The sequence below is a fragment of the Lutibacter sp. HS1-25 genome, assembly GCF_004121075.1.
Taxonomy (GTDB): domain Bacteria; phylum Bacteroidota; class Bacteroidia; order Flavobacteriales; family Flavobacteriaceae; genus Lutibacter.
The window spans coordinates 61,769-87,594 of sequence record NZ_RHLN01000002.1; the positions used below are offsets into that span (position 1 = coordinate 61,769).

General features: G+C 29.4%; 23 protein-coding genes. 19 read left to right on the forward strand and 4 right to left on the reverse strand.

Annotated features, from left to right (window positions below):
- The first annotated feature begins 41 nt into the window (after window positions 1-41).
- The 3 genes from EC396_RS01710 (at window position 42) to EC396_RS01720 (ending at window position 3,216) form a co-directional block, all read left to right on the forward strand.
- Entirely contained in the window at window positions 42-1,835 is a 1,794-nt protein-coding gene (locus tag EC396_RS01710; RefSeq protein ID WP_129364975.1) for an acyl-CoA dehydrogenase family protein, read from the forward strand.
- Between the two features lie 155 nt (window positions 1,836-1,990).
- Entirely contained in the window at window positions 1,991-2,398 is a 408-nt protein-coding gene (locus EC396_RS01715) for a hypothetical protein (RefSeq protein ID WP_129364976.1), read from the forward strand.
- A 62-nt stretch (window positions 2,399-2,460) separates the two neighbouring features.
- Window positions 2,461-3,216 carry an MBL fold metallo-hydrolase gene (locus EC396_RS01720; protein WP_129364977.1) on the forward strand — a complete coding sequence of 252 codons (756 nt, stop codon included), beginning with the start codon at window positions 2,461-2,463 and terminating at the stop codon, window positions 3,214-3,216.
- 362 nt (window positions 3,217-3,578) lie between these two features.
- Here EC396_RS01720 and EC396_RS01725 read toward each other — a convergent pair whose 3' ends face one another.
- Window positions 3,579-4,850 carry a DUF2851 family protein gene (locus tag EC396_RS01725; RefSeq protein ID WP_129364978.1) on the reverse strand — a complete coding sequence of 424 codons (1,272 nt, stop codon included), beginning with the start codon at window positions 4,848-4,850 and terminating at the stop codon, window positions 3,579-3,581.
- A gap of 119 nt (window positions 4,851-4,969) precedes the next feature.
- Here EC396_RS01725 and EC396_RS01730 point away from each other — a divergent pair, with 119 nt between their 5' ends.
- The 11 genes from EC396_RS01730 (at window position 4,970) to EC396_RS01780 (ending at window position 14,933) form a co-directional block, all read left to right on the forward strand.
- Window positions 4,970-5,602 (forward strand): NAD(P)H-dependent oxidoreductase, encoded by a 633-nt coding sequence (locus EC396_RS01730; protein WP_129364979.1) that lies wholly within the window; start codon window positions 4,970-4,972, stop codon window positions 5,600-5,602.
- A gap of 20 nt (window positions 5,603-5,622) precedes the next feature.
- Window positions 5,623-7,080 carry an aminoacyl-histidine dipeptidase gene (locus tag EC396_RS01735; RefSeq protein ID WP_129364980.1) on the forward strand — a complete coding sequence of 486 codons (1,458 nt, stop codon included), beginning with the start codon at window positions 5,623-5,625 and terminating at the stop codon, window positions 7,078-7,080.
- Window positions 7,081-7,214: 134 nt separating this feature from the next.
- Entirely contained in the window at window positions 7,215-7,994 is a 780-nt protein-coding gene (locus EC396_RS01740; protein WP_129364981.1) for a ParA family protein, read from the forward strand.
- Complete coding sequence (locus tag EC396_RS01745; RefSeq protein WP_129364982.1) at window positions 7,978-8,877, forward strand: ParB/RepB/Spo0J family partition protein; 900 nt, start codon at window positions 7,978-7,980, stop codon at window positions 8,875-8,877. The genes EC396_RS01740 and EC396_RS01745 overlap by 17 nt, the downstream gene beginning before the upstream one ends.
- Window positions 8,877-9,461 carry a DUF5683 domain-containing protein gene (locus tag EC396_RS01750; RefSeq protein ID WP_164975179.1) on the forward strand — a complete coding sequence of 195 codons (585 nt, stop codon included), beginning with the start codon at window positions 8,877-8,879 and terminating at the stop codon, window positions 9,459-9,461. The genes EC396_RS01745 and EC396_RS01750 overlap by 1 nt, the downstream gene beginning before the upstream one ends.
- A gap of 2 nt (window positions 9,462-9,463) precedes the next feature.
- A complete protein-coding gene (dapB, locus tag EC396_RS01755; RefSeq protein WP_129364983.1) occupies window positions 9,464-10,168 on the forward strand; it encodes a 4-hydroxy-tetrahydrodipicolinate reductase in 705 nt (234 codons plus the stop codon).
- A gap of 15 nt (window positions 10,169-10,183) precedes the next feature.
- Entirely contained in the window at window positions 10,184-11,725 is a 1,542-nt protein-coding gene (lepB, locus tag EC396_RS01760; RefSeq protein ID WP_129364984.1) for a signal peptidase I, read from the forward strand.
- 66 nt (window positions 11,726-11,791) lie between these two features.
- Window positions 11,792-12,406, forward strand: a complete 615-nt coding sequence (locus tag EC396_RS01765; RefSeq protein ID WP_129364985.1) for a WbqC family protein — start codon at window positions 11,792-11,794, stop codon at window positions 12,404-12,406.
- A gap of 2 nt (window positions 12,407-12,408) precedes the next feature.
- Entirely contained in the window at window positions 12,409-12,726 is a 318-nt protein-coding gene (locus tag EC396_RS01770; RefSeq protein ID WP_129364986.1) for a DUF6122 family protein, read from the forward strand.
- Window positions 12,727-12,788: 62 nt separating this feature from the next.
- Complete coding sequence (gene ric / locus EC396_RS01775) at window positions 12,789-13,466, forward strand: iron-sulfur cluster repair di-iron protein (protein WP_129364987.1); 678 nt, start codon at window positions 12,789-12,791, stop codon at window positions 13,464-13,466.
- Between the two features lie 171 nt (window positions 13,467-13,637).
- Entirely contained in the window at window positions 13,638-14,933 is a 1,296-nt protein-coding gene (locus tag EC396_RS01780; protein WP_129364988.1) for an MFS transporter, read from the forward strand.
- A gap of 128 nt (window positions 14,934-15,061) precedes the next feature.
- On the opposite strand, the gene folE is transcribed toward EC396_RS01780, so the two are convergent.
- From folE to EC396_RS01795, 3 genes are read right to left on the reverse strand one after another with little or no spacing between them, the layout of a single operon-like run.
- Window positions 15,062-15,754 carry a GTP cyclohydrolase I FolE gene (gene folE / locus EC396_RS01785; RefSeq protein WP_129364989.1) on the reverse strand — a complete coding sequence of 231 codons (693 nt, stop codon included), beginning with the start codon at window positions 15,752-15,754 and terminating at the stop codon, window positions 15,062-15,064.
- A gap of 34 nt (window positions 15,755-15,788) precedes the next feature.
- Window positions 15,789-17,165, reverse strand: coding sequence for a histidine--tRNA ligase (hisS, locus tag EC396_RS01790; RefSeq protein WP_129364990.1), 1,377 nt, complete (start codon window positions 17,163-17,165; stop codon window positions 15,789-15,791).
- A gap of 43 nt (window positions 17,166-17,208) precedes the next feature.
- The gene (locus tag EC396_RS01795) at window positions 17,209-17,682 is read right to left on the reverse strand and encodes a hypothetical protein (protein ID WP_129364991.1); all 474 of its coding nucleotides are present in this window, start codon (window positions 17,680-17,682) and stop codon (window positions 17,209-17,211) included.
- Between the two features lie 433 nt (window positions 17,683-18,115).
- Here EC396_RS01795 and EC396_RS01800 point away from each other — a divergent pair, with 433 nt between their 5' ends.
- The 5 genes from EC396_RS01800 to EC396_RS01820 are packed head-to-tail and all read left to right on the forward strand — an operon-like array spanning window position 18,116 to window position 25,825.
- On the forward strand, window positions 18,116-20,443 hold the full coding sequence (locus EC396_RS01800; protein WP_129364992.1) for an ATP-binding protein: 2,328 nt from the start codon (window positions 18,116-18,118) through the stop codon (window positions 20,441-20,443).
- A complete protein-coding gene (locus tag EC396_RS01805; protein WP_129364993.1) occupies window positions 20,436-20,804 on the forward strand; it encodes a response regulator transcription factor in 369 nt (122 codons plus the stop codon). Before EC396_RS01800 ends, EC396_RS01805 begins: the two co-directional genes overlap by 8 nt.
- 35 nt (window positions 20,805-20,839) lie before the next feature.
- A complete protein-coding gene (locus tag EC396_RS01810) occupies window positions 20,840-21,943 on the forward strand; it encodes a HEAT repeat domain-containing protein (RefSeq protein ID WP_129364994.1) in 1,104 nt (367 codons plus the stop codon).
- Between the two features lie 3 nt (window positions 21,944-21,946).
- Window positions 21,947-23,383, forward strand: a complete 1,437-nt coding sequence (locus EC396_RS01815; protein ID WP_129364995.1) for a glycosyltransferase family 2 protein — start codon at window positions 21,947-21,949, stop codon at window positions 23,381-23,383.
- A 15-nt stretch (window positions 23,384-23,398) separates the two neighbouring features.
- Window positions 23,399-25,825, forward strand: coding sequence for an LTA synthase family protein (locus tag EC396_RS01820; protein ID WP_129364996.1), 2,427 nt, complete (start codon window positions 23,399-23,401; stop codon window positions 25,823-25,825).
- The last annotated feature ends 1 nt before the right edge of the window (window position 25,826 follow it).

The following is a 25,826-nucleotide window of genomic DNA, read 5'->3' on the forward strand; positions in this document are numbered from 1 at the left end:
TGTAGAAATTTTCCCAATTCGGGAATAAAAGGAGACTAAAAATGGCAACAATTAAAGGAGGAGAATTCCTAATCAAAGAAATTAAATCGGATCATATTTTTATTTCCGAAGATTTTACTGAAGAACAAAAAATGATGAAAGAAGCGGTCGTTGATTTTGTAGATCGTGAAATTTGGCCAAATAAAGAACGTTTTGAAAATAAAGATTATGCCCTAACTGAAGAAGTAATGCGTAAAGCTGGTGACATGGGCTTTTTGGGCGTTTCTATTCCTGAACAATATGGCGGCATTGGTATGGGATTTGTTTCAACAATTTTGGTTACAGATTATATTTCATCAGCAACAGGCTCTGTTGGTACAGCTTATGGCGCACATACAGGTATTGGAACTATGCCAATATTTTTATACGGTACTGAAGATCAAAAACAAAAATATTTGCCAATATTAACTGCTGGCCAAAAATTTGGTGCTTATTGTTTAACCGAACCTGGTGCTGGTAGCGATGCCAATTCTGGAAAAACCACTGCAACTTTAAGTGACGATGGGAAATCTTACAAAATTAACGGTCAAAAAATGTGGATTTCAAATGCTGGTTTTGCTGAAATTTTTATTGTTTTTGCACGTATTGAAAATGATAAAAATATTACTGCTTTTATTATGGAATTCGACAAAAACAATCCAAATGGTGTTACACTTGGCGAAGAAGAAAAAAAACTTGGTATTCACGCATCATCAACACGACAAGTATTTTTTAATGATACAGTAATTCCGGTTGAGAATATGTTATCAACACGTGGTCAAGGTTTTAAAATTGCCATGAACTCATTAAATGTTGGTCGTATAAAATTGGGAGCCGCTTGTTTAGATGCCAGCAGAAGAATTGTTACGCAATCGGTTAAATATGCCAATGAACGTAAACAATTTAACACTGCTATTGCTAGTTTTGGTGCTATTCAAAAAAAATTAGGCGAAATGAGTACAAAATCATTTACCATTGATGCAGGTGTTTACAGAGCAGCAAAAGACATACAAAATATGATTGATGCTTTATTAGCCGAAGGAAAACCACATCAAGAAGCTGAATTGGCCGCATTTCAAGAATATGCAATTGAGTGTGCCATTTTAAAAGTTTATGGTTCTGAAGTTTCTCAATTTGTTTCAGATGAAGGTATACAAATATTTGGAGGTATGGGATTTTCAAAAGATACTCCTATGGAAAGTGCCTGGAGAGATGCCCGTATCACAAGAATTTACGAAGGAACCAATGAAATAAACAGATTATTAACTGTTGGAATGTTACTTAAAAAAGCCATGAAAGGAGAAATGGATTTAATTACTCCTGCTATGGAAGTTGGTAAAAGTTTAATGGGAATACCATCATTTGATATACCTGATTTTTCAGAAGTACTTTCGGAAGAAAAGGCAATGATTGACAAATTGAAAAAGTTATTTTTAATGATTACTGGTAAAGCTGTTGAAAATTACGGAATGGATTTAGAAAATCATCAACAATTGGTATTGGCTTCCGCTGAAATTTTAATTGAGATTTACATGGCTGAATCTGCCATCTTAAAAGCTGAAAAATTAGCGAAATTAACTTCAGAAAAAGAAGCTGAATATCAAATTGCAATGGCTAAATTAAACTTATACAATGCTGTAGAAAAATCTGCAAATATGGGTAAAGAAGCTATTTTATACTTCTCAGAAGGAGATGAACAACGTATGTTACTTATGGGATTAAAACGTTTTACAAAATATGTAAACAATCCAAATCCAATAATTTTAAGAAATTTTATTGCACAAAAAGTTATTAGCGAAAACAAATATTGTTTTTAAAAAACAATTTAAAAATTCTTTAAAAAAAGGTTGTAACAAAATTGTTACAACCTTTTTTTAATTAACTAAAAATCAGTCGTTTTTTTTTGTAACTTTAATAAGCAGTTCAAGACCAAACTTTTACCTCAATTGTAAAATCATTAAAATCTTCAATTATGAAAAAAAATATTGGAATTTGGATAGACTCAAATCAAGCGATAATCGTAAAACTTTCATCAAAAGAACCTTCAATAAAAAAAATTGAATCTAACATTGATTTTAGAGAAAGAATTCCTGGCGAAAGCAAAAAATACGGAAGGTTTGGCGGGCAATACATTACTTATGAAAAAAACAAAGAGAATCGGCAAAAAGAGCAAACCAATTTGTATTTTAAAAATTTATTAAAAGAAATTTCCAATTGCAACTCGGTAGTACTTTTTGGACCTTCAACTATGAAAATTCAATTTCAAACAGAGATTCAAAACAACAAACAAATAGCCGATAAATTGTTAGGTGTTTTTAATTCAGACAGCATTTCTGAAAATCAAATAGTTGCTTGGGTAAAAGATTTTTATAATAACTAATTTTAATTTCAAACTTAAGTTTTTAAAAAAAAATCTATTTTAGTGAAAAATTACATCTTTTTATGAAAGCAATTTTCACTTTATTATTTTTATTTTCATTCAAATTTTTAATGCTTTCTCAAAATGTTAGTGTTTTAAATACAAAAAATGGAAGTGTTCAAATTCAACCAATTTTACATGGAAGTTTGGTTTTAACATACCAAAATACGACTATTTATATAGACCCATACGGAGGTGAAAAAAATTATGAAAACATCAAATCACCAGATATTATTTTAATAACAGACATTCACCGTGATCATTTAGATGAAACTACCTTAGATTCTATAGACACTTCAAAAACTATTTTTATTACACCACAGGCTGTTTATGATCAAATTTCTGAAAAATACAAATCGAAAATTACAGTTTTAAATAACGGTCAGGGTGTGCATAGATTTGATATTTTTATAGAAGCGCTGCCAATGTATAATTTACCCGAAAACCCACCAAGTAAAAAGCATCCGAAAGGACGAGGAAATGGATACATTTTAACCATAGACAATGCCAAAATTTACATTTCGGGCGATACAGAAGATATTATAGAAATGCGAAATTTACAAAATATTGATGTTGCTTTTGTTTGTATGAATTTACCTTATACAATGACAATTGAACAAGCTGCAAGTGCTGTTTTAGCATTTCAACCAAAAATTGTTTATCCATACCATTACCGAGGAAGCGATGGATTTAGCAATATTGAAGCATTTAAAAAAATGGTAAACGATCAAAACAAAAATATTGAAGTTAGATTAAGCGATTGGTATCCAAAAGGTTAGTTTTGGTTTTCACTTCAACAATGCTCAATTCAGCTCTTAAGATTGGACTTTTGTTAGCTATACTGAAAATTGATTTAGAACACTAAGGAACAGATCTCGCATCAAGTGCGAGATGACGTAGTTTTTGTTATTCTCTTTTAATTATTCATTTTTCATTAGTGATAGAGCCAAATGACACGTGGGTTAAAATTAGCACAAAACTTCAATTAAAAAGATCTCGCATCAAGTGCGAGATGACGGTGCTTTTCTTACTCTCTTTTAATCATTAATCATTAATTTTTCATTATTCATTATTCATTATTCACTATTGATAAGTATCACTTCAACTTAAGTCAACAGACTTCCTACTTCAAAAGTAAACCCTATCTTTCTAGCAACTCCTTACCTATTTCACATTCTAAACAAAGTTGATTGTTACAATATTCATTTTTTAATTGCAATAAAGCCTGCGTTTCAAAAGCACTTTTTGATTTAATTTTTAACTCATTAAAATTAGAAATAATCGTATTTTTTTCGGGTTTAATATGTTCTAAAACGGTTAGTAAATCGCTAAAATCTGTTTCACCCATTTTTTTTAAATACATAAATTTTATTGGAAGTATGGTATTTATCAATAGCAAATCAACAAAAGATTTAGATAATTTTTTGATACTTTTTTTAGATTCCTTCCCAAAAGTGTAATGCGTTTCCCAAAATGTAGAAGTTGAAACATTGAACAAACTGTAAAAATCGTCAATAGCTTTAACTTCAATTATTTTCGAAAATAAATTTTGTTGTAAATGGTATAATAACGCCAATTGAGACAACCTAATTGTTGGGAAATTTGGCGGTCGCAGTCTAAAAAATTGTATTTGTCCCTTTGCAATTGGTTTTAATTGAAATTTTACTTGTAAATATTCGTAATTGTATTTCAACTTTTTAAAATACTCCGATTCCACATTTTCTTGCAACAAACTTGCTTGTCCAAATAACAAAGCCTCTAACTGTGCTGGATCATTAGCCAGTTTTCTAACAATTGAAAAATCAAAAGAAGATGCAATATCATTAAAAGCTTCACCATTAATTTTTAATCCAAAATTTTTAGCCAACAATATAAACAATACAGCCTCCCAATTATTTTTTGTAATTTCTAAAAGTTGATTAATTCGTTCCGATTTTTGTTCTAAACGTTCAAAATACAAACGCTCATACCAATGAGAAAGCTTAAAATTATCAATACTAGAAATGGACGATTCACAAAACAACCATTTTTTATTTTTATTAAACAAATCGTTGTAATTTTCTAAAACCTTTTTTGAAATAATATTTTTTAACTCTAAAGTAGGCAAAGCCATATTTGATTTATTAAAAACAGCTACATCATGCTCCCAAACAACGTGTAAAATTACAGAATCATAATTTTCATCCATTTCGTGATTGTGCGCATACCAATCGGAAGAATTTATATGAATTTCTACATTTCCTGCCCAAAGTTGTCCATCAATTTCAATTTTGGCATTTAAAAAATCTGGACCAGAATTTAAATTGTGTAAACCCGCAGCAATTATATAAATACTTTTATTTTTTGTACATTGTAATTTGTTAGATGAAAACAATTGAAGTTTCCATATAAAATGAAGTAAATTTTCTTTCATAGCATTTAAATAACAAAATAAAGGTAGAAAATTACTTTAACTTACGAAAATAGTACCATAATTTTACTCAAATTTTATCATATTTAGCCTAAATTTGTAGGCTTAAATTATCAAAATAAATGAACATAATTAATTGCTTAGAATGGAGATATGCTACAAAAAAGTTTGACCCGTCTAAAACATTATCAAATCTACAAATTGAAACTTTAAAAAAAGCTTTTAATTTAACCGCAACCTCATTTGGTTTACAGCCCATAAAAATGATTGTAATTCAAAATAAAGAATTACAAGAAAAATTTGTTGAACATTGCTATTTTCAAGGTCAGGTTGCTAGTGCTTCTCATCTTTTGGTTTTATGTATTGAAAACGACACCACTTCCAAAGACATTAACAACTATTTTGATTTTGAAAAAGAAGTTAGAGGTGTAGATGAATCTACAATTGCAAATTTTAGAGCGCAATTGTTAGCTATGTATAACAACAAAACCATTGAAGATAAACAATTATCTGCCAAACACCAAGCGTATATTGCATTGGGAAATTTAATGACCGTTTGTGCTTTAGAAAAAATAGACTGTTGCCCACTAGAAGGCTTTGTGCCTGCTAAAATTGATGAATTATTAAATTTAACTGCCCAAAACTTAACTTCTGTTTTGTTACTACCTGTTGGGTTTAGAGCAAGCGATGATTTAATGAGCACCATGAAGAAAGTTAGAAAACCCCTTAATGAAACTGTGATAGAAATATCATAATAATTTTAAAGAATTAAAATATGAATAAAGAAATTCGTGCACTTGAACCAACAGCTCTTTGGAATAATTTTGCTGATTTAAATGCTGTTCCAAGAGGCTCAAAAAAGGAAGAAAAAGTAATACAGTTTATGGTTGACTTTGGAAAAAAGTTAAACCTTGAAACCATTGTTGACTCCGTTGGAAATGTTATTATAAAAAAACCTGCCTTTAAAGGTATGGAAAACCGAAAAACCATTGTATTGCAATCGCATTTAGACATGGTTCATCAAAAAAATTCAGATACTGTTTTTGATTTTGATACGCAAGGTATTGAAATGAAAATTGATGGTGAATGGGTAAAAGCTAAAGGAACTACACTTGGTGCAGACAACGGTTTGGGAGTTGCTGCAATTATGAGTATTTTAGAAGCTAAAGACATTAAACACCCTGCTATTGAAGCGCTATTTACCATTGATGAAGAAACTGGTATGACAGGTGCTATGGGACTACAAGCTGGTTATTTAAACGGCGAAATTTTATTAAATTTAGATACTGAAGATGATGATGAGATTGACATAGGTTGTGCCGGAGGTATTGATATTACTGCTAAAAACTCATTTAATGAAGTAAATACACCAACAAACAGCACTGGTTATACAATTGCTGTAACTGGTTTAAATGGCGGGCATTCTGGTATGGACATTCATAAAGGCTTAGGAAATGCCAACAAAATTATGAATCGTTTTTTATATGAAAATCAGGCATTTTTGCGCATTTCAGAAATAAATGGTGGCAGCCTTAGAAATGCTATTCCACGAGAAAGTTTCGCAATTATATCAGTGTACAATTCAACCAAATCTGCATTTTTAAAGAAAGCTAAAAATATTATTAAAGATATTAAAGCCGAATTAAAAACTGTAGATCCTAATGTAGAAATTACGATTACTGAGTGTAAAAACCCAGAAAAAGTAATGACAACTATTAGTCAAACAAATTTATTAAAAGTTATTTACTCGACTCATAATGGTGTTTATAGAATGAGTAATGACATGAAAGGATTGGTTGAAACTTCTAATAATTTAGCCAGAGTAATTGTAAATAATGAATTGATTGAGATTAAGTGTTTAACACGCTCATCCGTAGAATCGGGTAAAATGGATTTGGCAAATTCATTAACCGCCACTTTTGAATTAGCAGGTTATAGCGTAACAAAGGGAGGTTCATATCCTGGATGGAAACCAAATATAGACTCTCCTATTTTAAAAGTTTTAAGTAACTCTTACGAAAAACTTTTTGAAAACAAAGCAAATATTGTAGCTTGTCACGCTGGTTTAGAATGTGGAATTTTAGGAACTAATTATCCTGAAATGGACATGATTTCATTTGGACCAACCATAAAAGGAGCTCATTCTCCAGATGAAAGAGCAAATATTAAATCATCGCAAAAGTTTTGGAAATTTTTATTAGAAATTTTAGAAAATATTCCAGTAAAAAAATAAAAAAATCACTAAAAAGCTGCCTAAAACACTCAAAATTAAGGCAGCTTTTCTTTTATATCTTTGTTAACATAATTCCCTTTTAAAAACCATAAATAATTGTATTTTTACAGCTTAAAATAATTCGATAGAATTTTATGGGAAAAATTATTGCAATCGCCAATCAAAAAGGAGGAGTTGGTAAAACTACAACCACAGTAAATCTAGCTGCAGCCTTAGGTGTTTTGGAAAAAAAAGTATTATTAATTGATGCCGATCCACAAGCAAATGCAAGTTCTGGGTTGGGTATAATTGTTGATGAAGTTGAAATTGGAACCTATCAATTATTAGAACATGCTGCAACAGCAAAAGAAGCTATTGTTGCAACTACGTCTCCAAATGTAGATATTATTCCTGCGCATATTGATTTGGTAGCCATTGAAATTGAATTGGTTGACAAAAACAATAGAGAATTTATGCTTAAAGAAATATTGCAAGAAATTAAAGATGATTACGATTATATTTTAATTGATTGCGCCCCTTCTTTAGGCTTAATAACTTTAAATGCACTAGTTGCTGCAGACTCAGTTATTATTCCTATTCAATGCGAATATTTTGCTTTGGAAGGTTTGGGTAAATTGTTAAATACTATTAAAAGTATTCAAAAAATTCACAATCCAGATTTAGATATTGAAGGTTTGTTACTAACCATGTACGACTCTCGTTTACGTCTTTCAAACCAAGTTGTTGAAGAGGTATCTAAACATTTTCAAGATATGGTATTTAAAACCATTATTCAACGAAATGTACGTTTAAGCGAGGCTCCAAGTTATGGCGAAAGCATTATTGCCTACGATGCAACTAGTAAAGGTGCTGTTAATTATATTAATTTAGCAAACGAAATATTAAAACAAAATAGTAATGGCAAAGGCAATTAAAAAACAAGCTTTAGGAAGAGGATTATCTGCCTTATTAAGTGAAACTAAATCTGACATAACTTCAGCAAGCGATAAAAACGCCGATAAAGTTGTTGGAAATATTCTTGAAATTGAACTGGATTTTATTGAGGTAAACCCCTATCAACCAAGAACTTACTTTAACGAAGAAGCACTTAGAGAATTGGCTAGTTCTATTCAAGAGTTAGGTGTAATTCAACCAATTACCGTACGTAAATTAGAAGGAAATAGATTTCAGTTGGTTTCTGGAGAACGAAGATTTAGAGCTTCAAAATTAATTGGAAACACTACAATTCCTGCATATATTAGAATTGCCAACGACCAAGAAATGCTTGAAATGGCATTGGTTGAAAACATTCAACGTAAAGATTTAGACCCTATTGAAGTAGCGCTAACTTACCAACGTTTGATTGATGAAATTGATTTAACGCAAGAAGAAATGAGTAAGCGTGTTGGTAAAAAACGCTCAACAATAACCAACTATTTGCGTTTATTAAAATTAGATCCAATTGTACAAACTGGTATGAGAGATGGATTTTTGTCTATGGGACACGGTAGAGCAATTATTAATGTTGAAAATCCTGAAGACCAGTTAGCTGTTTACGAACAAATAATTGAACAAAAATTATCTGTTCGTCAAACCGAAGAATTGGTTAAAAACTTAAAAGAAGGAACCGTTGTTAAAGAGAAAAAAACTATTAAAGAAGTAAAAGTACCTGAATTTGTAAATACTGGTATCAAATCGTTTAGTGAGTATTTTGGACATAAAATTGACGTAAAATTATCGGGTAACGACAAGGGAAAAATTATCATTCCTTTTCATTCTGAAGAAGATTTTAACCGTCTAAAAAAATTATTGAAATAGTGTTAAAAAAACAACTATATCTATTTTTTATTGCAACTACTTTAGCTATTTTCAATTGCTTTTCTCAAGACAATTTAAAAATAAAAGTAAAAGACACCATTGCAAAAGTAAAAATAGCTCGAGAGTTTAATCCACTTTCACCAGCTAAAGCATCCTTTTATTCTGCTGTTTTACCTGGATTAGGACAAGCATATAACAGAAAATATTGGAAAATTCCAATTGTATATGCTGCCTTAGGAACTGGTGTTTATTTTGTTGTTTGGAACAACCAAAATTACGACAAGTACTACACTGCATACAAATTAAGACTTAATGGAAAACCTGATGATTATGATGGATTGAATGGAAATCCATTTTTATCGTCGTCTACACTAGAAAACGCACAAGAATCCTATAAAAGTGACCGAGATTTGTCAATTTTAATTACCATAGGTATGTACGTTTTACAAATTATTGAGGCAAGTGTAAACGCACATTTATTAATGCACAATATAGACGATAACTTATCATTTAGACCCGAATTAATAAAAAACGAGGTTACCAACAAAACAGTTGCAGGAGCCTCATTTAAATTTAAATTTTAAACATGAAAATAGCGTTATTAGGATACGGTAAAATGGGTAAAACAATTGAACAAATTGCTTTACAAAAAGGGCATGAAATTGTATTAAGAGTTGATGAAAACACAGAGAGTTACGACATTACTTTAGCCGATGTTGCCATAGATTTTAGTATCCCTTCAGTAGCTTTTAACAATATTTCAAATTGCTTAAAAAACAATGTACCCGTAGTAAGTGGAACAACAGGTTGGTTAGATAAATTTTCAGAAGCTACAGATTTGTGTAAACAAAATAATGGTGGTTTTATTTATGCTTCAAACTTTAGTTTGGGTGTAAATATCTTTTTTGAATTGAATGAATATTTGGCAAAAATGATGCGTAATTTAAGTCAGTATGAAATTTCAATGGAAGAAATTCATCATACACAAAAATTAGACGCACCAAGTGGTACTGCCATTACTTTAGCCGAAGGAATTATTGAAAACAGCAATAAAAAAGGTTGGGCTTTAGATGTAACAAATAACAATTCAGAGATACCAATAATTGCTAAACGTATTCCTGATGTTCCTGGAACACATACTGTTGAATACATTTCAGAAGTTGACACCATTGAAATTAAACATACCGCACACAACAGAAGTGGATTTGCCTTAGGTGCTGTAACAGCGGCCGAATGGTTGGTTGGAAAACACGGTATTTTTACAATGAGAGACGTTTTAGGCTTAAAATAATATTAAAAAAAAATTATGTCAGTAGTAGAATTATTTATCTTTTTTCTTGTTGTACAGCTAGTTCATTTTGCTGGAACGTGGAAATTATACCTAAAAGCAGGTAGAAAACCTTGGGAAGCAATTGTACCAATTTACAATGCAATTGTATTGATGAAAATAATTAACAGACCAACTTGGTGGGTTATTTTATTATTTATCCCTGTAATAAACCTACTGATGTTTCCTGTAATTTGGATAGAAACAGCCAGAAGTTTTGGAAAAAACTCTAGACTTGATACTGTTTTAGCTGTGGTAACTTTAGGATTTTACAATTACTATTTAAACTATGTAGCCAACGTTACTTATATTGAAGATCGAAGTTTAAAACCAAGAACTGAGTTGGGTGAATGGGTTAGCTCCATTGCATTTGCCATTATTGCAGCTACAATTGTGCACACTTATGTAATGCAACCATATACCATTCCTACTTCTTCTTTAGAAAAATCGTTGTTAATTGGTGATTTCTTATTTGTAAGTAAATTTCATTACGGAGCCAGAGCACCTATGACAACTATTGCTGCACCTATGGTTCATGATTCTTTGCCTTTTGTTGGTACAAAATCATATTTAAGCAAACCTCAACTTCCTTATTTTAGAATCCCTGGATTTCAAGATATTAAACGCAATGAAATAGTTGTATTTAACTGGCCTGTTGATACGGTTCGCTTTTTTAGAGACCGTTCTAAAATTCATATAGACAAGCCAATAGACAAAAAATCTAATTACGTAAAACGTTGTGTTGGAATTGCAGGTGATTCTTTAGAAATTAAAGATGGCTATATTTTTATCAACGGAAAACAAACCGTTTTACCAGATAGAACAAAAACGCAATACATTCATAAAGTTGTTACTGCAGAAGGACAACAATTAAGCCCTACTTTATTAAAAAGACTTGAAATTACTGAGGGCAGTTACCAAGCAGATTATTACATACTTAATTTAACCGATGAAAGTGCAGCAAAATTAAGAAACAATCCTGTTGTAAAAAGTGTTACAAAACAATTAACACCTGGAGGCGATTATGATGCTTCAATTTTCCCTCACGACCCACAATATCCGTGGTCTGTAGATAATTTTGGTCCAATTTATATTCCTGAAGCAGGTAAAACTGTTGCTTTAAATTCAAAATCATTGCCTTTTTATAAAAGAATTATTGAAGAATATGAAAAAAACGATTTAACTGTTAATGGCGATGAAATTTATATCAACGGAAAATTAGCAGATTCTTATACTTTTCAACAAAATTACTATTGGATGATGGGTGACAATCGTCACAACTCTGAAGATGCTCGTTATTGGGGATATGTACCTTTTGACCATGTTGTTGGAAAACCTGTATTTATTTGGTTTAGCTGGGATACAAATGGTGAAGGCATTGCAAATAAAATTAGATGGGATCGTATTTTTACAACTGTTCACGGCAGTGGAAAACCAGTATCGTATTTGTACTACTTTCTTGGTGCAATGATACTTTGGTACGGATTTAGCATTTACCGAAAACGTAAAAAAGGCGAATAAAACTATTTATTAAAACAGTTTCATTTTGAAAATACTTTCATTTTGAAACTGTTTTAAATTTTAATTATGACATTATTTCAACCAACTTATTTCCCTCCAATTATTCAGTATGTTGGCATTGCTAAATCTTCAGAAATAATTTTTGAAGTCGAAGACAATTTTCAAAAACAAACTTATAGAAATCGCTGTTATATTTATACTTCTTTTGGAAAACACACATTAATTGTGCCTGTTCAACACAACAAAAAAGAAAAACAAAAAACAAAAGATATTAAGATTGATTATAAAGATGGTTGGCAACAACTTCACCTACGCACACTAATTACAGCTTATAATTCTTCACCTTTTTTTGAATTTTATATAGATGATTTATTACCCATTTTTGAAAAACAAACTACCTTTTTGTTAGATTTAAATTTAAAGTGTCACGCGTTTTTAATGGATGCTTTGCAACTTGAAATTCCTTCGACAAAAACTATTGAATACCATACAGAACCAACAATTTTAGATCTACGCAAATTAGCCATTGCCAAAGGTGAAAATATTTTTCAACTAGACAAATACTATCAGATTTTTGAAGAAAACCATGGATTTATCCCTAACCTTAGTATGTTAGATTTGCTATTTATGGAAGGTCCAAATGCATTGAATTACTTAGAAAGTCAAAAAATACAATTTTAAAAATGGAAACTGTACGATTTATAGTTCATTACGGAATGCATTTTTTGGTTCCTGGAGCTATAGCGTATTTGTTTTTTAAAGAAAATTGGAAAAAAGTTTGGCTTATTTTTATCTTAACAATGTTAATTGATGTTGATCATATTTTGGCAACTCCTTTATTTGATGCAAATCGTTGCAGTATTAACTTTCACCCATTACATACTTATTATGCCATCGCAATTTATGTAGCATTATTGCTTCCAAAAAAAACACGAATTGTAGCAATTGCACTACTCTATCATATACTTACCGATTATATTGACTGTTTTTGGATAAAATAATAAAAGACAAAGTTATCTTTTATTATTTTTTTTTATATCTTTGTATTCTAAAATAATACAAAATGTTAGAAATTAAAGATAAAACAATTGCTGAAATTGTAAGCGACGATATTAGCAATGCAGCCATTTTTAAAAAATACAATTTAGATTTTTGTTGTGGTGGTGGAACAACTGTAGCAAAAGCTTGTGAAAAAGCTGGCATTGATGCTGCTGAAGTAATCAAAGATTTACAAAATAACACAACACAAAGTTCAGTACCAAATTTAAATTTTAAAGATTGGAGCGCCGATTTTTTAGTTGATTACATTGTAAATGTACATCATACTTATGTAAAAGAACATTTAACTATTATCAATGAATTTTCGAGTAAAGTAGCAAGAGTTCATGGAGAACACGCACCCGAAAATATTGAAATCGACAATCTGTTTACAGAACTTTCTAATGAATTGATAAGTCATTTAGACAAAGAAGAAAATATTTTATTTCCAGCAATAAAAGCAAAAATTGCAGATCCAAGTTTTGTTTATGATGAAGAGGTTATAAAAATATTAGAAGATGAACACGACCATGCAGGTACAATTGTAAAACGCATACAATTAATAAGTAACAATTTTACACCTCCAGAATGGGCTTGTAATACTTACAAGGCATTGTACCATATGTTAGATGAATTTATAAACGATTTATACCAACACATTCATTTAGAAAACAATATTTTATTTCAAAAAATAAAAGCATAACATTTATGCAATACCTAATTAATAAACCCAAAATCATCATAAATGGTTTTGGGTTTTTACTTTTAAACTAGGTTAAAATAATAATTGTAATAAAAAATTGCCATAAAATCTAACTAACATATTTTTAAGTATCTTGAAACAAATTTAAAATAGATACATACAAATAAAACTATGCTAGAAAAAAACAATAAAAAACTTATAAATGCCTGGGCTTCTTTTGATTGGGCTAACTCTGTTTACAACCTTATAGTAACTACTGCAATTTTTCCTATTTACTATTTATCCACAACAAAAGCCGCTTACGGAGGTGAGATGATTCCTTTCTTTAATTTCACTATTAAAAATTCGGTGCTTTACTCTTATGCAATCTCATTTTCATTTTTAATTATTGTTTTTATATCACCTGTTTTATCTGGAATTGCAGATTATAGCGGATTGAAAAAACGGTTTATGCAATTTTTTACCTATTTGGGATCTTTATCATGTATAGGTCTATATTTTTTTACTGGTGAAAATGTTGAATATGGCATTGCTTGTTCTGTAATGGCAAGTATTGGTTATGCAGGATCTTTGGTTTTTTACAATAGTTTTTTACCCGAAGTTGCTTCCAATGATTTTATGGATAAAGTGAGTGCTAAAGGATTTTCAATGGGTTATATTGGAAGTGTAATTTTATTAATTTTTAACCTGGTTTTATACGAAAAATATGACTTATTTGGTTTTGAAAGCGGAGGTTCTGCAACAAGATTTGGATTTATTTTAGTCGGAATTTGGTGGGTAGGATTTGCGCAAATTTCATTTTATTATTTAAAAGATCGCGGAGAACGCAAAAAAATAACCAAAGATATTTTAGGAAACGGTATTAAAGAACTGAAAAAAGTTTTTAAAACCGTAAAAGACAAGTTGGTTATGAACCGTTTTTTAACTTCGTTTTTTCTTTTTAGCATGGGTGTTCAAACAGTTTTATTATTGGCACCACTATTTGCTGATAAGGAAATTGGAATGGAGGCTGATGAAATGATTATTGTTGTTCTAATTATTCAAATAATCGCAATTTTGGGTGCTTATTTCTTTGCTTTTTTATCCAATTTAAAAGGCAATGGATTTGCAATTAGCACTACCCTACTTATTTGGATACTTATTTGTATTACTGGCTATTTTTTAAAAGACAAAGTAACTTTTTATGCCTTGGCTGCATTTTTAGGATTTGTAATGGGCGGTATTCAATCTATTTCTAGATCTACGTATTCAAAATTAATACCTGTAAAAACCATTGATACTGCATCTTATTTTAGCTTTTATGATATTACTGAAAAACTGGCTATTGTTATTGGCTCTTTATCATACGGATTAATAGATCAAATTACGGGCAGTATGCGAAATAGTATGTTGTTTATGTCATTATTTTTTATTGGTGGTTTTGTACTACTTCAAATGGCAAATCTTAAAAAAAATATGAATAGTTAAGTGTTTAAATTTAAGATTTCAAAAGTTGAAATACCAAACTAAGACAACTATGGTTTTAAACTAAAAAAGTTCAGCCAATTTTAATTAAAACTGGCTGAACTTTTTACTTTATAATACTTTTAGGATGATTACAATTTCTCGAAATCTGTTTCCATTTTAATATAATCTAAAAATTCTTGTTTTGTAGCAGCATCTTTAAATATACCTCCAAATTCTGAAGTAACTGTACTACTTTCAATATCTCTAACTCCACGAGAATTTACACATAAATGTTTGGCATCTATAACACAAGCTACATCTTGCGTACCTAAAGCTTCCTGTAAAGCCTGCACAACCTGCATTGTTAAACGCTCTTGTACTTGTGGACGCTTGGCGTAATAATCTACAATACGATTCATTTTTGATAAGCCAATTACATTACCATTTGAAACATACGCAACATGAGCGCGCCCAACAATTGGCAATAAATGATGTTCGCAAGTAGAATATACCGTAATATTTTTTTCTACCAACATTTCACCATACTTATAATTGTTATCAAAAGTTGATAATTTTGGTTTATGCGCTGGGTTTAAACCTGCAAATAATTCGTTTACAAAAGATTTTGCCACTCTTTTTGGCGTACCTTTTAAACTATCATCATCTAAATCCATTCCCAAAGTATTCAAAATATCTTTTACACTTTCTTGAATACGTGCTATTTTTTCTTGATCAGAAATATCAAATGCATCAGCTCTTAATGGCGTTTTTGCCGAAGAACCAATATGATCATCTCCCAATTCGTCTATTTTATCTATCATGTTATCTTTTACTTCAAACATTTTACTAATTAGCCTGCAAATTTACACTTTTGTTTTAAAGTTTCGCCGTGATTTTAAGTAATTCTTTTAAACTACATTCTTGCTGATCACCCGATTGCATATTTTTTAGTGTAAACTTGTTATTTTCTATTTCAGATGAACCTACCAAAACAACAAAAGGAATTTCTCTTTTATTGGCATAATTCATTTGTTTTTTCATTTTAGCAGCTTCAGGATACAGCTCAGATTTTATATTTAATTTACGCAATTCAGACAAAGCTTTCATACAATATGAAGCCTCAGCTTCGCCAAAATTTATAAATAATACTGTAGGCCTTGGCAATGCAACTTCATTAAATAAATTTAATTCTTCCAACACCAAATAAATACGATCCAAACCAAATGAGATACCAACACCACTTACATCTTTTAACCCAAAAATCCCAGTTAAATCGTCGTATCTACCACCTCCACCAATAGATCCCATGCTAACACCTTTTGGCGCTGAAACCTCGTAAATAGCACCCGTGTAATAATTTAAACCACGAGCCAAAGTAACATCTATATCTAAATTAGCAGACATTAAGCCAATTTTTTCAATAGCATTAATTACAAATCTTAGATCGTTAACACCTTTGGTTCCTTCTTCAGAATTTGCCAATAAACCTTGTAATTGATTTAATTTCTCCTGGTTAGTTCCATTAAAACTAAACAAAGGTTGTACTTTTTCAATTGCTGCTTCAGAAATACCTTTTGACAACATTTCATTGGTAACTCCTTCAGCACCAATTTTATCTAATTTATCCAAAGCAACTGTAAAATCTATCAATTTATCAGCTTCGCCAATAATTTCAGCAATACCAGCCAAAATTTTACGATTGTTTAGTTTAATTGTTGTACCCGTAAGTTTTAACTTACTAAAAACGGCATCATACAATTGCACAAATTCAACTTCTTGCCACAAACCTTTGCTTCCAACTACATCAGCATCGCATTGAAAAAATTCTCTAAAACGCCCCTTTTGAGGTCTGTCTGCACGCCAAACTGGTTGCATTTGATATCTTTTAAATGGAAACTCAATTTCATTTTGATGTTGCACTACATAACGTGCAAAAGGCACTGTTAAGTCATAACGCAAAGCTTTTTCTGAAATTGAAGGCGTAATTTTTAAGCTGTCTTTTGAATTTAACAAAGTCTCATCAACTTTTGAAAGATAGTCGCCGGAATTTAATATTTTAAAAATCAAGCGATCACCTTCTTCACCATATTTCCCCATTAAGGTATCCGAATTTTCAAAACTTGGTGTTTCAATAGGCTGAAAACCATAGGTTTCAAAAACTTGTTTTATGGTCGAAAAGATATAGTTTCTTTTAGCTATTTCGCTAGGTGAAAAATCACGTGTTCCTTTTGGTATGCTTGGTTTTTGTGCCATTTTTTAAAATTAGTTTGCAAATATCCGAAATTTTAAAAACTAATTAAAGCTTTTCTAGCATTGATTTTTCTTTATCTGTAAGCTCCAATTCTTTGCTTAATTTATATTTTATTGGAAAAAGTACCAACATTATAACTGACAAAATACCAACTAAAATAAAATAGAAACTGTTATTAGAGTATAAAACAAAAATACAACACATTAATGCAGGAAACTCTAACATTGCAATTCTAAAAATATGAGCCGTACTGTATTTAACCAATTTTTCATTCAAATTAACATCAACAGGAATTTGCTTTAACAATTTACCAAACAAAGTCTTACTTGACAAATTACCAATAAATGAGATTAAAATTGCCAAATATAAAAATGCTTTATCTTGTGAATACGAAAAAAACACTTGTTCTTTTACACTAAAAGCAACATACGATGCAAATATTAAAACGCCTAACAATAATACAAGGTGAATAATTTGTAAAGTTTTGATGAAATTTTTTGGAGGATTTGATGAATTCATTTTTTTAAATTTTATAAAGAGTTTTTATTGAAATAAACTATTTTTATTTTAATGCTTAGCTTAAACTAACTAATTGGTAAAATTATACATTTTTAATAAACAGCTTACAAAAGTAAGATGCATATTCATTTAATTTCATTTTAAATTTTTAACAAAACTATTGAATAAACTTTTATATAATTTTTCAATATAATAACACAATTAATTTTAAGCCTACACTTTAAATGCAAAAAGAAAACAAACGTAAGGTTAAAGCTATTTCTCAATTAATTAACAAACATTCATAGAAAAAAAATAATGATAATTGTCATTGTATTTTTAAGCGTTTATGCCTACTTTGGATTAACTTAAAACCCCTAATAAAAAATCAAATATAATTTCCAATATTCTTTTTTGTTGAATAACTTTAAGTTTAAATAAAAAGCTACGCTTAGTGAAAAATAAAGATCTAGAAAAATTAAAATTTTCAGAGTTGCTATTAAATGAAATCAATCTAATTGTAATTTCTTGTGATACAACAGGTGATGTAAATTACGTTTCAAGTGCAACTGAGAAAATTTCAGGATATAGCATTGATAACTTAATTGGTAATCTTTGGTGGGAAAACGCATTTTTCTCAAAGGAAGAAGGTCAACTTTACAAAAAAAATGTTATTGATATACTTAAAGGAAACGCAACCATAAGCACTAAACCTTACGAACGAAAATTAAAATGTAAAGATGGAAGCTACAGGTGGATTGAATGGCGAGATTCTATAACTGACAACAATAAATTTATTTCTATTGGTGTTGATATTTCTGATTGGAAAAAAACAGAAATCATAAAAATCCAATCTGAAACCATTATTAAAAGTGTAGATTTAATGATTATTGTAAGTAATAAAGAAGGAAATGTTCTTTTTGCTTCGCCTGCTGTTGAAAAAATGCTGGGATATACTGTTGAAGAAATTTTAGGAGATAAATGGTGGAAAGTTATTTATGATAATCCTTTCCAAGCGCTTAAAATTAAAAATGCGATAATTGATTATGTATTTTTATATACTAAAGAATTTACAGACATTTCAAAAAGTAAAATCAAAACAAAAAATGGAGATTTTAAATGGATTGAGTGGCAATATTCTAAAGGTTTAGATGATACTTATATTTCAATTGGTACAGATATTACAAATAGAATTAACGAACAAATAGAGTTAAAAAAAGCTAAAGAAACTGCTGAGAAATCTTTAAAAGTTAAAGATGAGTTTATAGCAAATATGAGCCATGAAATTAGAACTCCATTAAACGCGGTTATTGGCTTTACCGACTTACTTTTAGAAACGGGTCTAAGTACTGAACAAAGAGAGTATTTAGAAATCATGAAAAATTCTGGAGAAATCTTAAATTCACTAATAAGCAATGTGCTTGATCTTGCAAAATTAGATTCAAATAAGCTCGAAATCGAAAATATTTCATTTAATCTTCATAAAAACATTTATGATATTATTAAATTAATGAAAATAAGAGCTGATGAAAAAAGTATTGAATTAAATTTAATTATTGACCCAAATACACCCACACAAGTTTTTGGAGATCCAACCAGACTAAATCAAATTTTACTAAATTTAATTGGGAACGCAATCAAATTTACAAACGAAGGGTCTGTTACCGTTACCATAAAATACATTGAAGAAACCAAAGATAATACACTAATTAGTTTTGAAATATTAGATACAGGTATAGGTATAATGTCTAATAAAATAAATACTGTATTTGGCGCATTTACCCAGGCAAAAAGCGATACTTCAAGAATATATGGAGGTACTGGATTAGGCTTAACAATTGTAAAAAAATTAATAAAACTTTTAAATGGTGATATTACTGTTAAAAGTAAGTTTGGCGAAGGAAGTGTTTTTACTTTAAATCTACCATTTAAAAAAGACCATAAAACTATTTCCTTATCTGAAATTGAAAACGGAATATCTACAGACAATAAACTTGGATTGAAAATTTTATTGGTTGAAGACAATAAAACAAATCAAATATTAGCCAAAACAAGATTAGAAAGATGGAACTGTAAGGTTGATATTGCAAACAATGGTATTGAAGGCGTTAAAAAAGTACAAAAAAATATGTACAATATTATTTTAATGGACATTCAAATGCCCGTAATGGACGGATATGAAGCCACAGAAATTATTAAAAATGATCTTTCTAAAAATAAATCTAAAATTCCAATAATCGCAATGACAGCTTACACATCAAAAAAAGACATTCAAAGAGCATTTGATGTTGGTATGAGCGATTATATTTTTAAACCATTTAAAACTAGTGACTTATTCTCAATATTGGTAAAATACGGCGGATCTAAAAGCAACTTAATTGAAAACGAGCCGCAAATAGTTGAAGAAAAAAATGAACAACCTAACAAAGAAAAATATACAGACCTTAAATATTTAAAAGAAGAATCTTTTAATGAAAATGCCATATTAAAATTGTTAATAGAACAGTTTTTAAAAGATTTAAATGATTTTTTAATTGTTTTAGATTTAGGATTGGAAGAAAAAAATTGGGACTTATTACATGGGGCAACTCATAAAATAAAACCAAGTATAAGTATGTTTGGAATTTCAAAATTAGAGCCTATCATACACGATTTAACCAATAGATTTCGCCATAAAGTAAATTTAGATGACATTCACAAATTAACAAGTTCGTGTGTCGAAATTATAGGTTACGTAAAAATTGAACTAGAAAATGAACTTAAATTAATAATAAATGAGTAACAAGAAAAAAATAGTATTGGCTGAAGATAACTCAACACTTTCATTATTGTTGAAGTTTAGACTACAGAAAGAAGGATACGACTTATTTATTGCTGCAAATGGTAAAGAAGCAATTGAATTAATTGAAGAGCATCAACCCGAATTAATTTTATCAGATATTATGATGCCTTACATAAGCGGTTTAGAAGTAATTAGCCATGTTAGAAACAAGCTGGAAATGAAAGTGCCTATTATTGTTTTTTCAGCAGCAGGGCAAGAAGAAATGGTTTTAAAAGCCTTTAGTTTAGGCGCTAACGATTTTATGGGCAAACCATTTAGCCCTAATGAGTTGGTAATTAGAGTTAAAAGGTTACTTAGTTAACAACTAATATTTAAATAAATGATTTAACTTATTATATGAATAATTCCCAAAGTGTTTTAGAATATTTTATGCAATTACCAACACTTGTTAAGGCTGTTTGGCTTATTAGTATTGTTTTATTCATACTTATTTTGGGACTTATTTTGTATTTAAAAATATTGCGAATTTACTTGCGTAAGAATGAAAAAGAACAAATAAAATATCAAAAAATATATGAAGAAAATTTGATAAATTATTTGTATGCTGGCGACGATGTAAATGAAATTAGTGAAGAACAACAACTTTTTATAAACAAAACAAAAATAGAAATATTAAATACGTTTAATAGAAAAGTCCTAATTTCTGTTATGTCAAAATTAGTTAATGATATCTCTGGAGAAATAGCCGTATCTATTCATAAATTTTATTATGAAACTGGATTGATCAACTATTCATTAAAAAAAATAAAAGCAAGAAAATGGGAAATTATAGCCTCAGGAATTGATGAATTAACTCAATTTGAAGTTAAACAAGCACATAATAAAATTGAAAAACTAATAAAACATCCACACAAAGAAGTAAGAAATCAAGCTCAACTGTATTTGGTTAATTTATTTCAATTTCAAGGTTTAAATTTCTTAAATAATTTAGAATATCAATTGTCTGAATGGAATCAAATACAATTGCTGGAAATTCTTCAAAAGTTTGACAATCAAGAAATAACAAACATTTCTAATTGGTTAAAATCAAATAACATTTCAGTGGTTATGTTTGCGCTAAAACTCGCAAAAGTATACAATCAGTTCGAGTCTAAAGATGCACTTTTAGACTTATTAAAACATCCTAATGAAGAAATTAGAGTTCAAACCATAGATGTATTGAGTTATTTTTTTGATACTGAATGCAAAGAATATTTAAAATCTAACTTTAATAATAGTAGTAAAAGCGAACAAATAGCTTTTTTAAAACTTTTAGAAAATACTGGAGACGCATCGGATGAAAATTTTATTTTAGAAAACATCAATCATCCTAATTTTAAAATAAAATTAGCTTCATTAAAAATATTAAAAGAGATCAATCCAACAAAATTTAATAATTTAGAAATATCAGAAAGTGATACAGCATCTAAACGTATTGTTGAATTTATTAATAACAACTAATTTATGGATAGTAGCACCGTAAGACTAATTTTACTTATAATTCATATATTGTTTTTTATATATGCATTTTCTGTAATTTTCTCCTATGTATTTTTATCTTTTATTTCGGCTCTGGAATCCAGTCAATATATTAAAAGAAATAGTTTTGTAAATTACAACGAAATACTTTCTTCAACAGTCTCTCCTTCAATTTCAATTATAGCTCCGGCTTATAATGAAAGCTTAAACATTATTGAAAATGTACGATCGTTACTTTCTAGCCATTACGTAAATTACGATGTAATTATTGTTAATGATGGTAGTAAAGACGATAGCTTAGAAAAATTAATAAAAGCTTACGATTTGGTTAAAGTAAATTATTTAATTAATTATCAGGTACCAACAAAACCACTAAGGCAAGGCGTATTTAAATCTACAAATCCGGCTTTTGAAAAATTAATTGTTGTAGATAAAGAAAACGGCGGAAAAGCAGATGCGCTAAATTGTGGCTTAAATATTAGTCAAAGTAAATATGTGGCTTGTATAGATGTAGATTGCTTATTACTTGAAGACTCTCTGCAAAAAATGATCAAGCCTTTTTTAGAATTAACAGATGTAAAAGTAATTGCATCGGGCGGAGTTATAAGAATTGCCAATGCTTGTGAAATAAAAGAAGGTAAATTAATAAACATTAACTTACCTAGTAAATTTATTGAAATTGCTCAAATTTTAGAATATTTAAGATCGTTTTTATTAGGTCGAATGGCTTGGAGTCGTTTAAATGGCTTGTTAGTAATTTCAGGAGCTTTTGGAATGTTCGATAAAAAAATAGCTATTGAAGTTGGTGGCTATAACACCAAAACAGTTGGTGAAGATATGGAAATTATTGTGCGAATGAGAAGGCGAATGGAAGAAGAAAACATAAAATACAAAGTTGCTTATATCCCAGATCCTCTTTGTTGGACCGAAGCTCCAGACAACTATAAAATTTTAATCTCTCAAAGAAACAGATGGACAAGAGGTACTATTGAAGTTCTTAAAATACATCGTAAAATTGGTTTTAACCCTAAGTACAGACTATTAGGTATGTTAAGTTATCCATACTGGTTTTTTTACGAAAGATTAGCCCCAATTATTGAAGTAATTGGCATACTTTACTTTATAGTTTTAATAGCCCTTGACAATGTAAGATGGGATTATGCACTTGCTTTTTTTCTTTCAGCCTATCTATTTACAATCATGTTTACAATTATTGCCATATTTTCTGAAGAACTTACTTACCATCAGTACACCAAAAAAGGCACAGGATTTAAACTATTACTAGTAACATTGTTAGAACCCTTTGTATTGCATCCATTTATTTTATACGCCGCAATTAAAGGAAATATCGATTATTACTTTAATAAAAAAATAAAATGGGGCGAAATGACAAGGAAAGGATTGTCTAAAACAGAATCGTAATGAAGAACTAAACTTATGAAAATACAATATTCAACAAAAGAATTAATAAATTACGTTTACCTAATTGTTGCCTTAATTTTAACATTTTGGCTTACTAGTTTATTTGAAATTTTTACAACAATTTCAAGAGGCATTAAAGTACCTAATATTGGAGTTGTTGTTTTATACAAAATGCTAAACGACTTTTGGACAAGTTTATTAATAGGAACTTTACTTTTTCCTATCCATTGGATTTTAACTGTATTTACAAAAAAATACAACCAAATAATTGTTCAAATTTTATTGGCAATTTTGGTATTAATACAATTTTCATTGGCAAAATACAGTGCTACAACATTGCTAAATTTAGGTGCAGATTTGTTAGGGTATTCATTTAATGATATCACTGTGACCGTTTCCTCATCAGAATCTTTGTCTGTTCTATATTTTATTCCTTTTATTGTTGCCGTCTCAATGTTTTTTGTAATTAATGTAATTTTTACAAAATACATTTCTAGCAGATCTTTAATTGCTAGTTTATTTATTTTTGTTTTAATTTTTGGAGGACTTAAATTGGTCATGTCCCAATCTTCTGAAAACGATTATCAAAACAAATTAAATTATTTAGTTTCAGATATTTTAAAGTATAAGTACGAACAATACCAACTAAATTCATACGATTTATCTAACAAAAATAGTTATCCTCTTTTAAAATCTTTTTCTGAAACAAAAGATGTCTTGTCTCCTTTTTTCAATATTAATGAAGAAAAACCCAATATGGTTTTTATTATTGTTGAAGGCTTAGGAGCCGAATTTGTGGGTAAAAATGCATATAGCGGATTTACTCCATTTATAGATTCTTTAGCAACACAATCATTGTATTGGGAAAATTTTGCAAGTACAGCAGGTAGAACTTTTGGCGTTTTACCAGCCTTATTTGGATCGCTTCCTTATGGTGATAAAGGATTTATGGAAATACAAAAAATACCTTCACACATATCGTTAATAAGTGTTTTAAAAGCAAATGGATATACCACATCATTTTACACAGGCGACCCATCAAGTTTTGATAGAAAAATAAATTTTTTAGAATATAACAATATCGATAATATTATAGATGAAGATAAATTTGGACCCGATTTTGAAAAAACACAAGCCAACGCTGGTGGTTTTTCATGGGGATATCCTGATGCTGAAATTTTCAAAAAAGTAGCTTCTGTATTAAACCCTGAAAAACAACCTAGGTTAGATATTATAATGACCTTAACAAACCATGAACCTTTTGATTTTCCTTCAAAAGAAATTTACAAAACAAAAGTAGATAGCATTTTAAACGCAAAAAATAGCTCAAGTGATTTTATAGAAGAAGTGAAATCTTACGAGGATATTTTTGCAAGTATTCTATACTCTGACACAGCTATAAAAAACTTTATAAATAGTTATAAAACACGACCAGAATTTGCCAATACTATTTTTGTAATAACAGGAGATCACAGGTTAATACCAATCAATCAAAAAGACAAATTATGTAGGTTTCATGTACCTTTTTTAATTTACAGTCCTTTATTAAATAAAACAAAATCTATAAAATCAATATCTTCTCATTTAGATGTAACACCAAGTTTACTGTCATTTTTAATAAACAACTATACTTTTAATAAATTAGAAAAAACGGCTTGGATGAGCGAAGGTTTAGACACTGCTCAACAGTTTAGAAATATTCATAAAATACCACTAATGCGATACAAAGGAAGTATTAACGACTATATTTTTAACGATTATTTATTGTCTGATGGTGCTCTGTATAAAATAAATGAAAACTTCGGAATTAATAAAGTAATTGAAAAAGAACTTATTAAAAGCATTTCAGATTCATTAATGGAATTTAAAAAATTAAACCGCTATACCATTCAAAAAAACAGAATTTTCCCTGATTCACTAAATATTTATAGAAATTCGATTGTTGAATTTTCTGATGAAGAACTGGTATTATTAAAAGACCTAACACGTAATTTAACTTTTGACGAATGTTTTAATTTGGCAAGAGAAACTGCCTTTAAAAAAGATTATAAAAAAGCGCGATTGCTGTGTGATTATATTATAAATGAACTACCCAATCATGCCGATGCCCGAACACTTAAAGGAAGAACTTTAGCTTGGGAAGGCAGGTATAAAGAAGCTGAAGTAGAATTATTAAGCGTAGTTAAAAGAGCTCCTTTTTATTATGACAGTTATTTGGCTTTGCTAGATTTATATTGGTGGTCTAAACAAGATGAAAAATCAATTGAGATTACACAAAAAGCTTTCAACAACGAATTAGAAAATAGTGACATTAGCTTTAAGCTCGCAAAAGCTTATTTTAGAATGAACAACAAATTAAAATCTGAACAAATAATGGATAGCTTGGTAAAAATATATCCAGAAAATCAAGAATATTTAACCTTTAAACAATCTTTAAAATAAT

Coding starts and splice junctions, on each gene's coding strand:
- lepB (WP_129364984.1), top strand. CDS start 10,184: ATGTCAGTAGTAGAATTATTTATCTTTTTTCTTGTTGTACAGCTAGTT.
- EC396_RS01725 (WP_129364978.1), bottom strand. CDS start 4,850: ATGAAAGAAAATTTACTTCATTTTATATGGAAACTTCAATTGTTTTCA.
- EC396_RS01805 (WP_129364993.1), top strand. CDS start 20,436: ATGAGTAACAAGAAAAAAATAGTATTGGCTGAAGATAACTCAACACTT.
- EC396_RS01795 (WP_129364991.1), bottom strand. CDS start 17,682: ATGAATTCATCAAATCCTCCAAAAAATTTCATCAAAACTTTACAAATT.
- hisS (WP_129364990.1), bottom strand. CDS start 17,165: ATGGCACAAAAACCAAGCATACCAAAAGGAACACGTGATTTTTCACCT.
- EC396_RS01720 (WP_129364977.1), top strand. CDS start 2,461: ATGAAAGCAATTTTCACTTTATTATTTTTATTTTCATTCAAATTTTTA.
- ric (WP_129364987.1), top strand. CDS start 12,789: ATGTTAGAAATTAAAGATAAAACAATTGCTGAAATTGTAAGCGACGAT.
- EC396_RS01815 (WP_129364995.1), top strand. CDS start 21,947: ATGGATAGTAGCACCGTAAGACTAATTTTACTTATAATTCATATATTG.
- EC396_RS01745 (WP_129364982.1), top strand. CDS start 7,978: ATGGCAAAGGCAATTAAAAAACAAGCTTTAGGAAGAGGATTATCTGCC.
- EC396_RS01820 (WP_129364996.1), top strand. CDS start 23,399: ATGAAAATACAATATTCAACAAAAGAATTAATAAATTACGTTTACCTA.
- EC396_RS01740 (WP_129364981.1), top strand. CDS start 7,215: ATGGGAAAAATTATTGCAATCGCCAATCAAAAAGGAGGAGTTGGTAAA.
- EC396_RS01765 (WP_129364985.1), top strand. CDS start 11,792: ATGACATTATTTCAACCAACTTATTTCCCTCCAATTATTCAGTATGTT.
- dapB (WP_129364983.1), top strand. CDS start 9,464: ATGAAAATAGCGTTATTAGGATACGGTAAAATGGGTAAAACAATTGAA.
- folE (WP_129364989.1), bottom strand. CDS start 15,754: ATGTTTGAAGTAAAAGATAACATGATAGATAAAATAGACGAATTGGGA.
- EC396_RS01735 (WP_129364980.1), top strand. CDS start 5,623: ATGAATAAAGAAATTCGTGCACTTGAACCAACAGCTCTTTGGAATAAT.
- EC396_RS01730 (WP_129364979.1), top strand. CDS start 4,970: ATGAACATAATTAATTGCTTAGAATGGAGATATGCTACAAAAAAGTTT.
- EC396_RS01810 (WP_129364994.1), top strand. CDS start 20,840: ATGAATAATTCCCAAAGTGTTTTAGAATATTTTATGCAATTACCAACA.
- EC396_RS01780 (WP_129364988.1), top strand. CDS start 13,638: ATGCTAGAAAAAAACAATAAAAAACTTATAAATGCCTGGGCTTCTTTT.
- EC396_RS01770 (WP_129364986.1), top strand. CDS start 12,409: ATGGAAACTGTACGATTTATAGTTCATTACGGAATGCATTTTTTGGTT.
- EC396_RS01710 (WP_129364975.1), top strand. CDS start 42: ATGGCAACAATTAAAGGAGGAGAATTCCTAATCAAAGAAATTAAATCG.
- EC396_RS01715 (WP_129364976.1), top strand. CDS start 1,991: ATGAAAAAAAATATTGGAATTTGGATAGACTCAAATCAAGCGATAATC.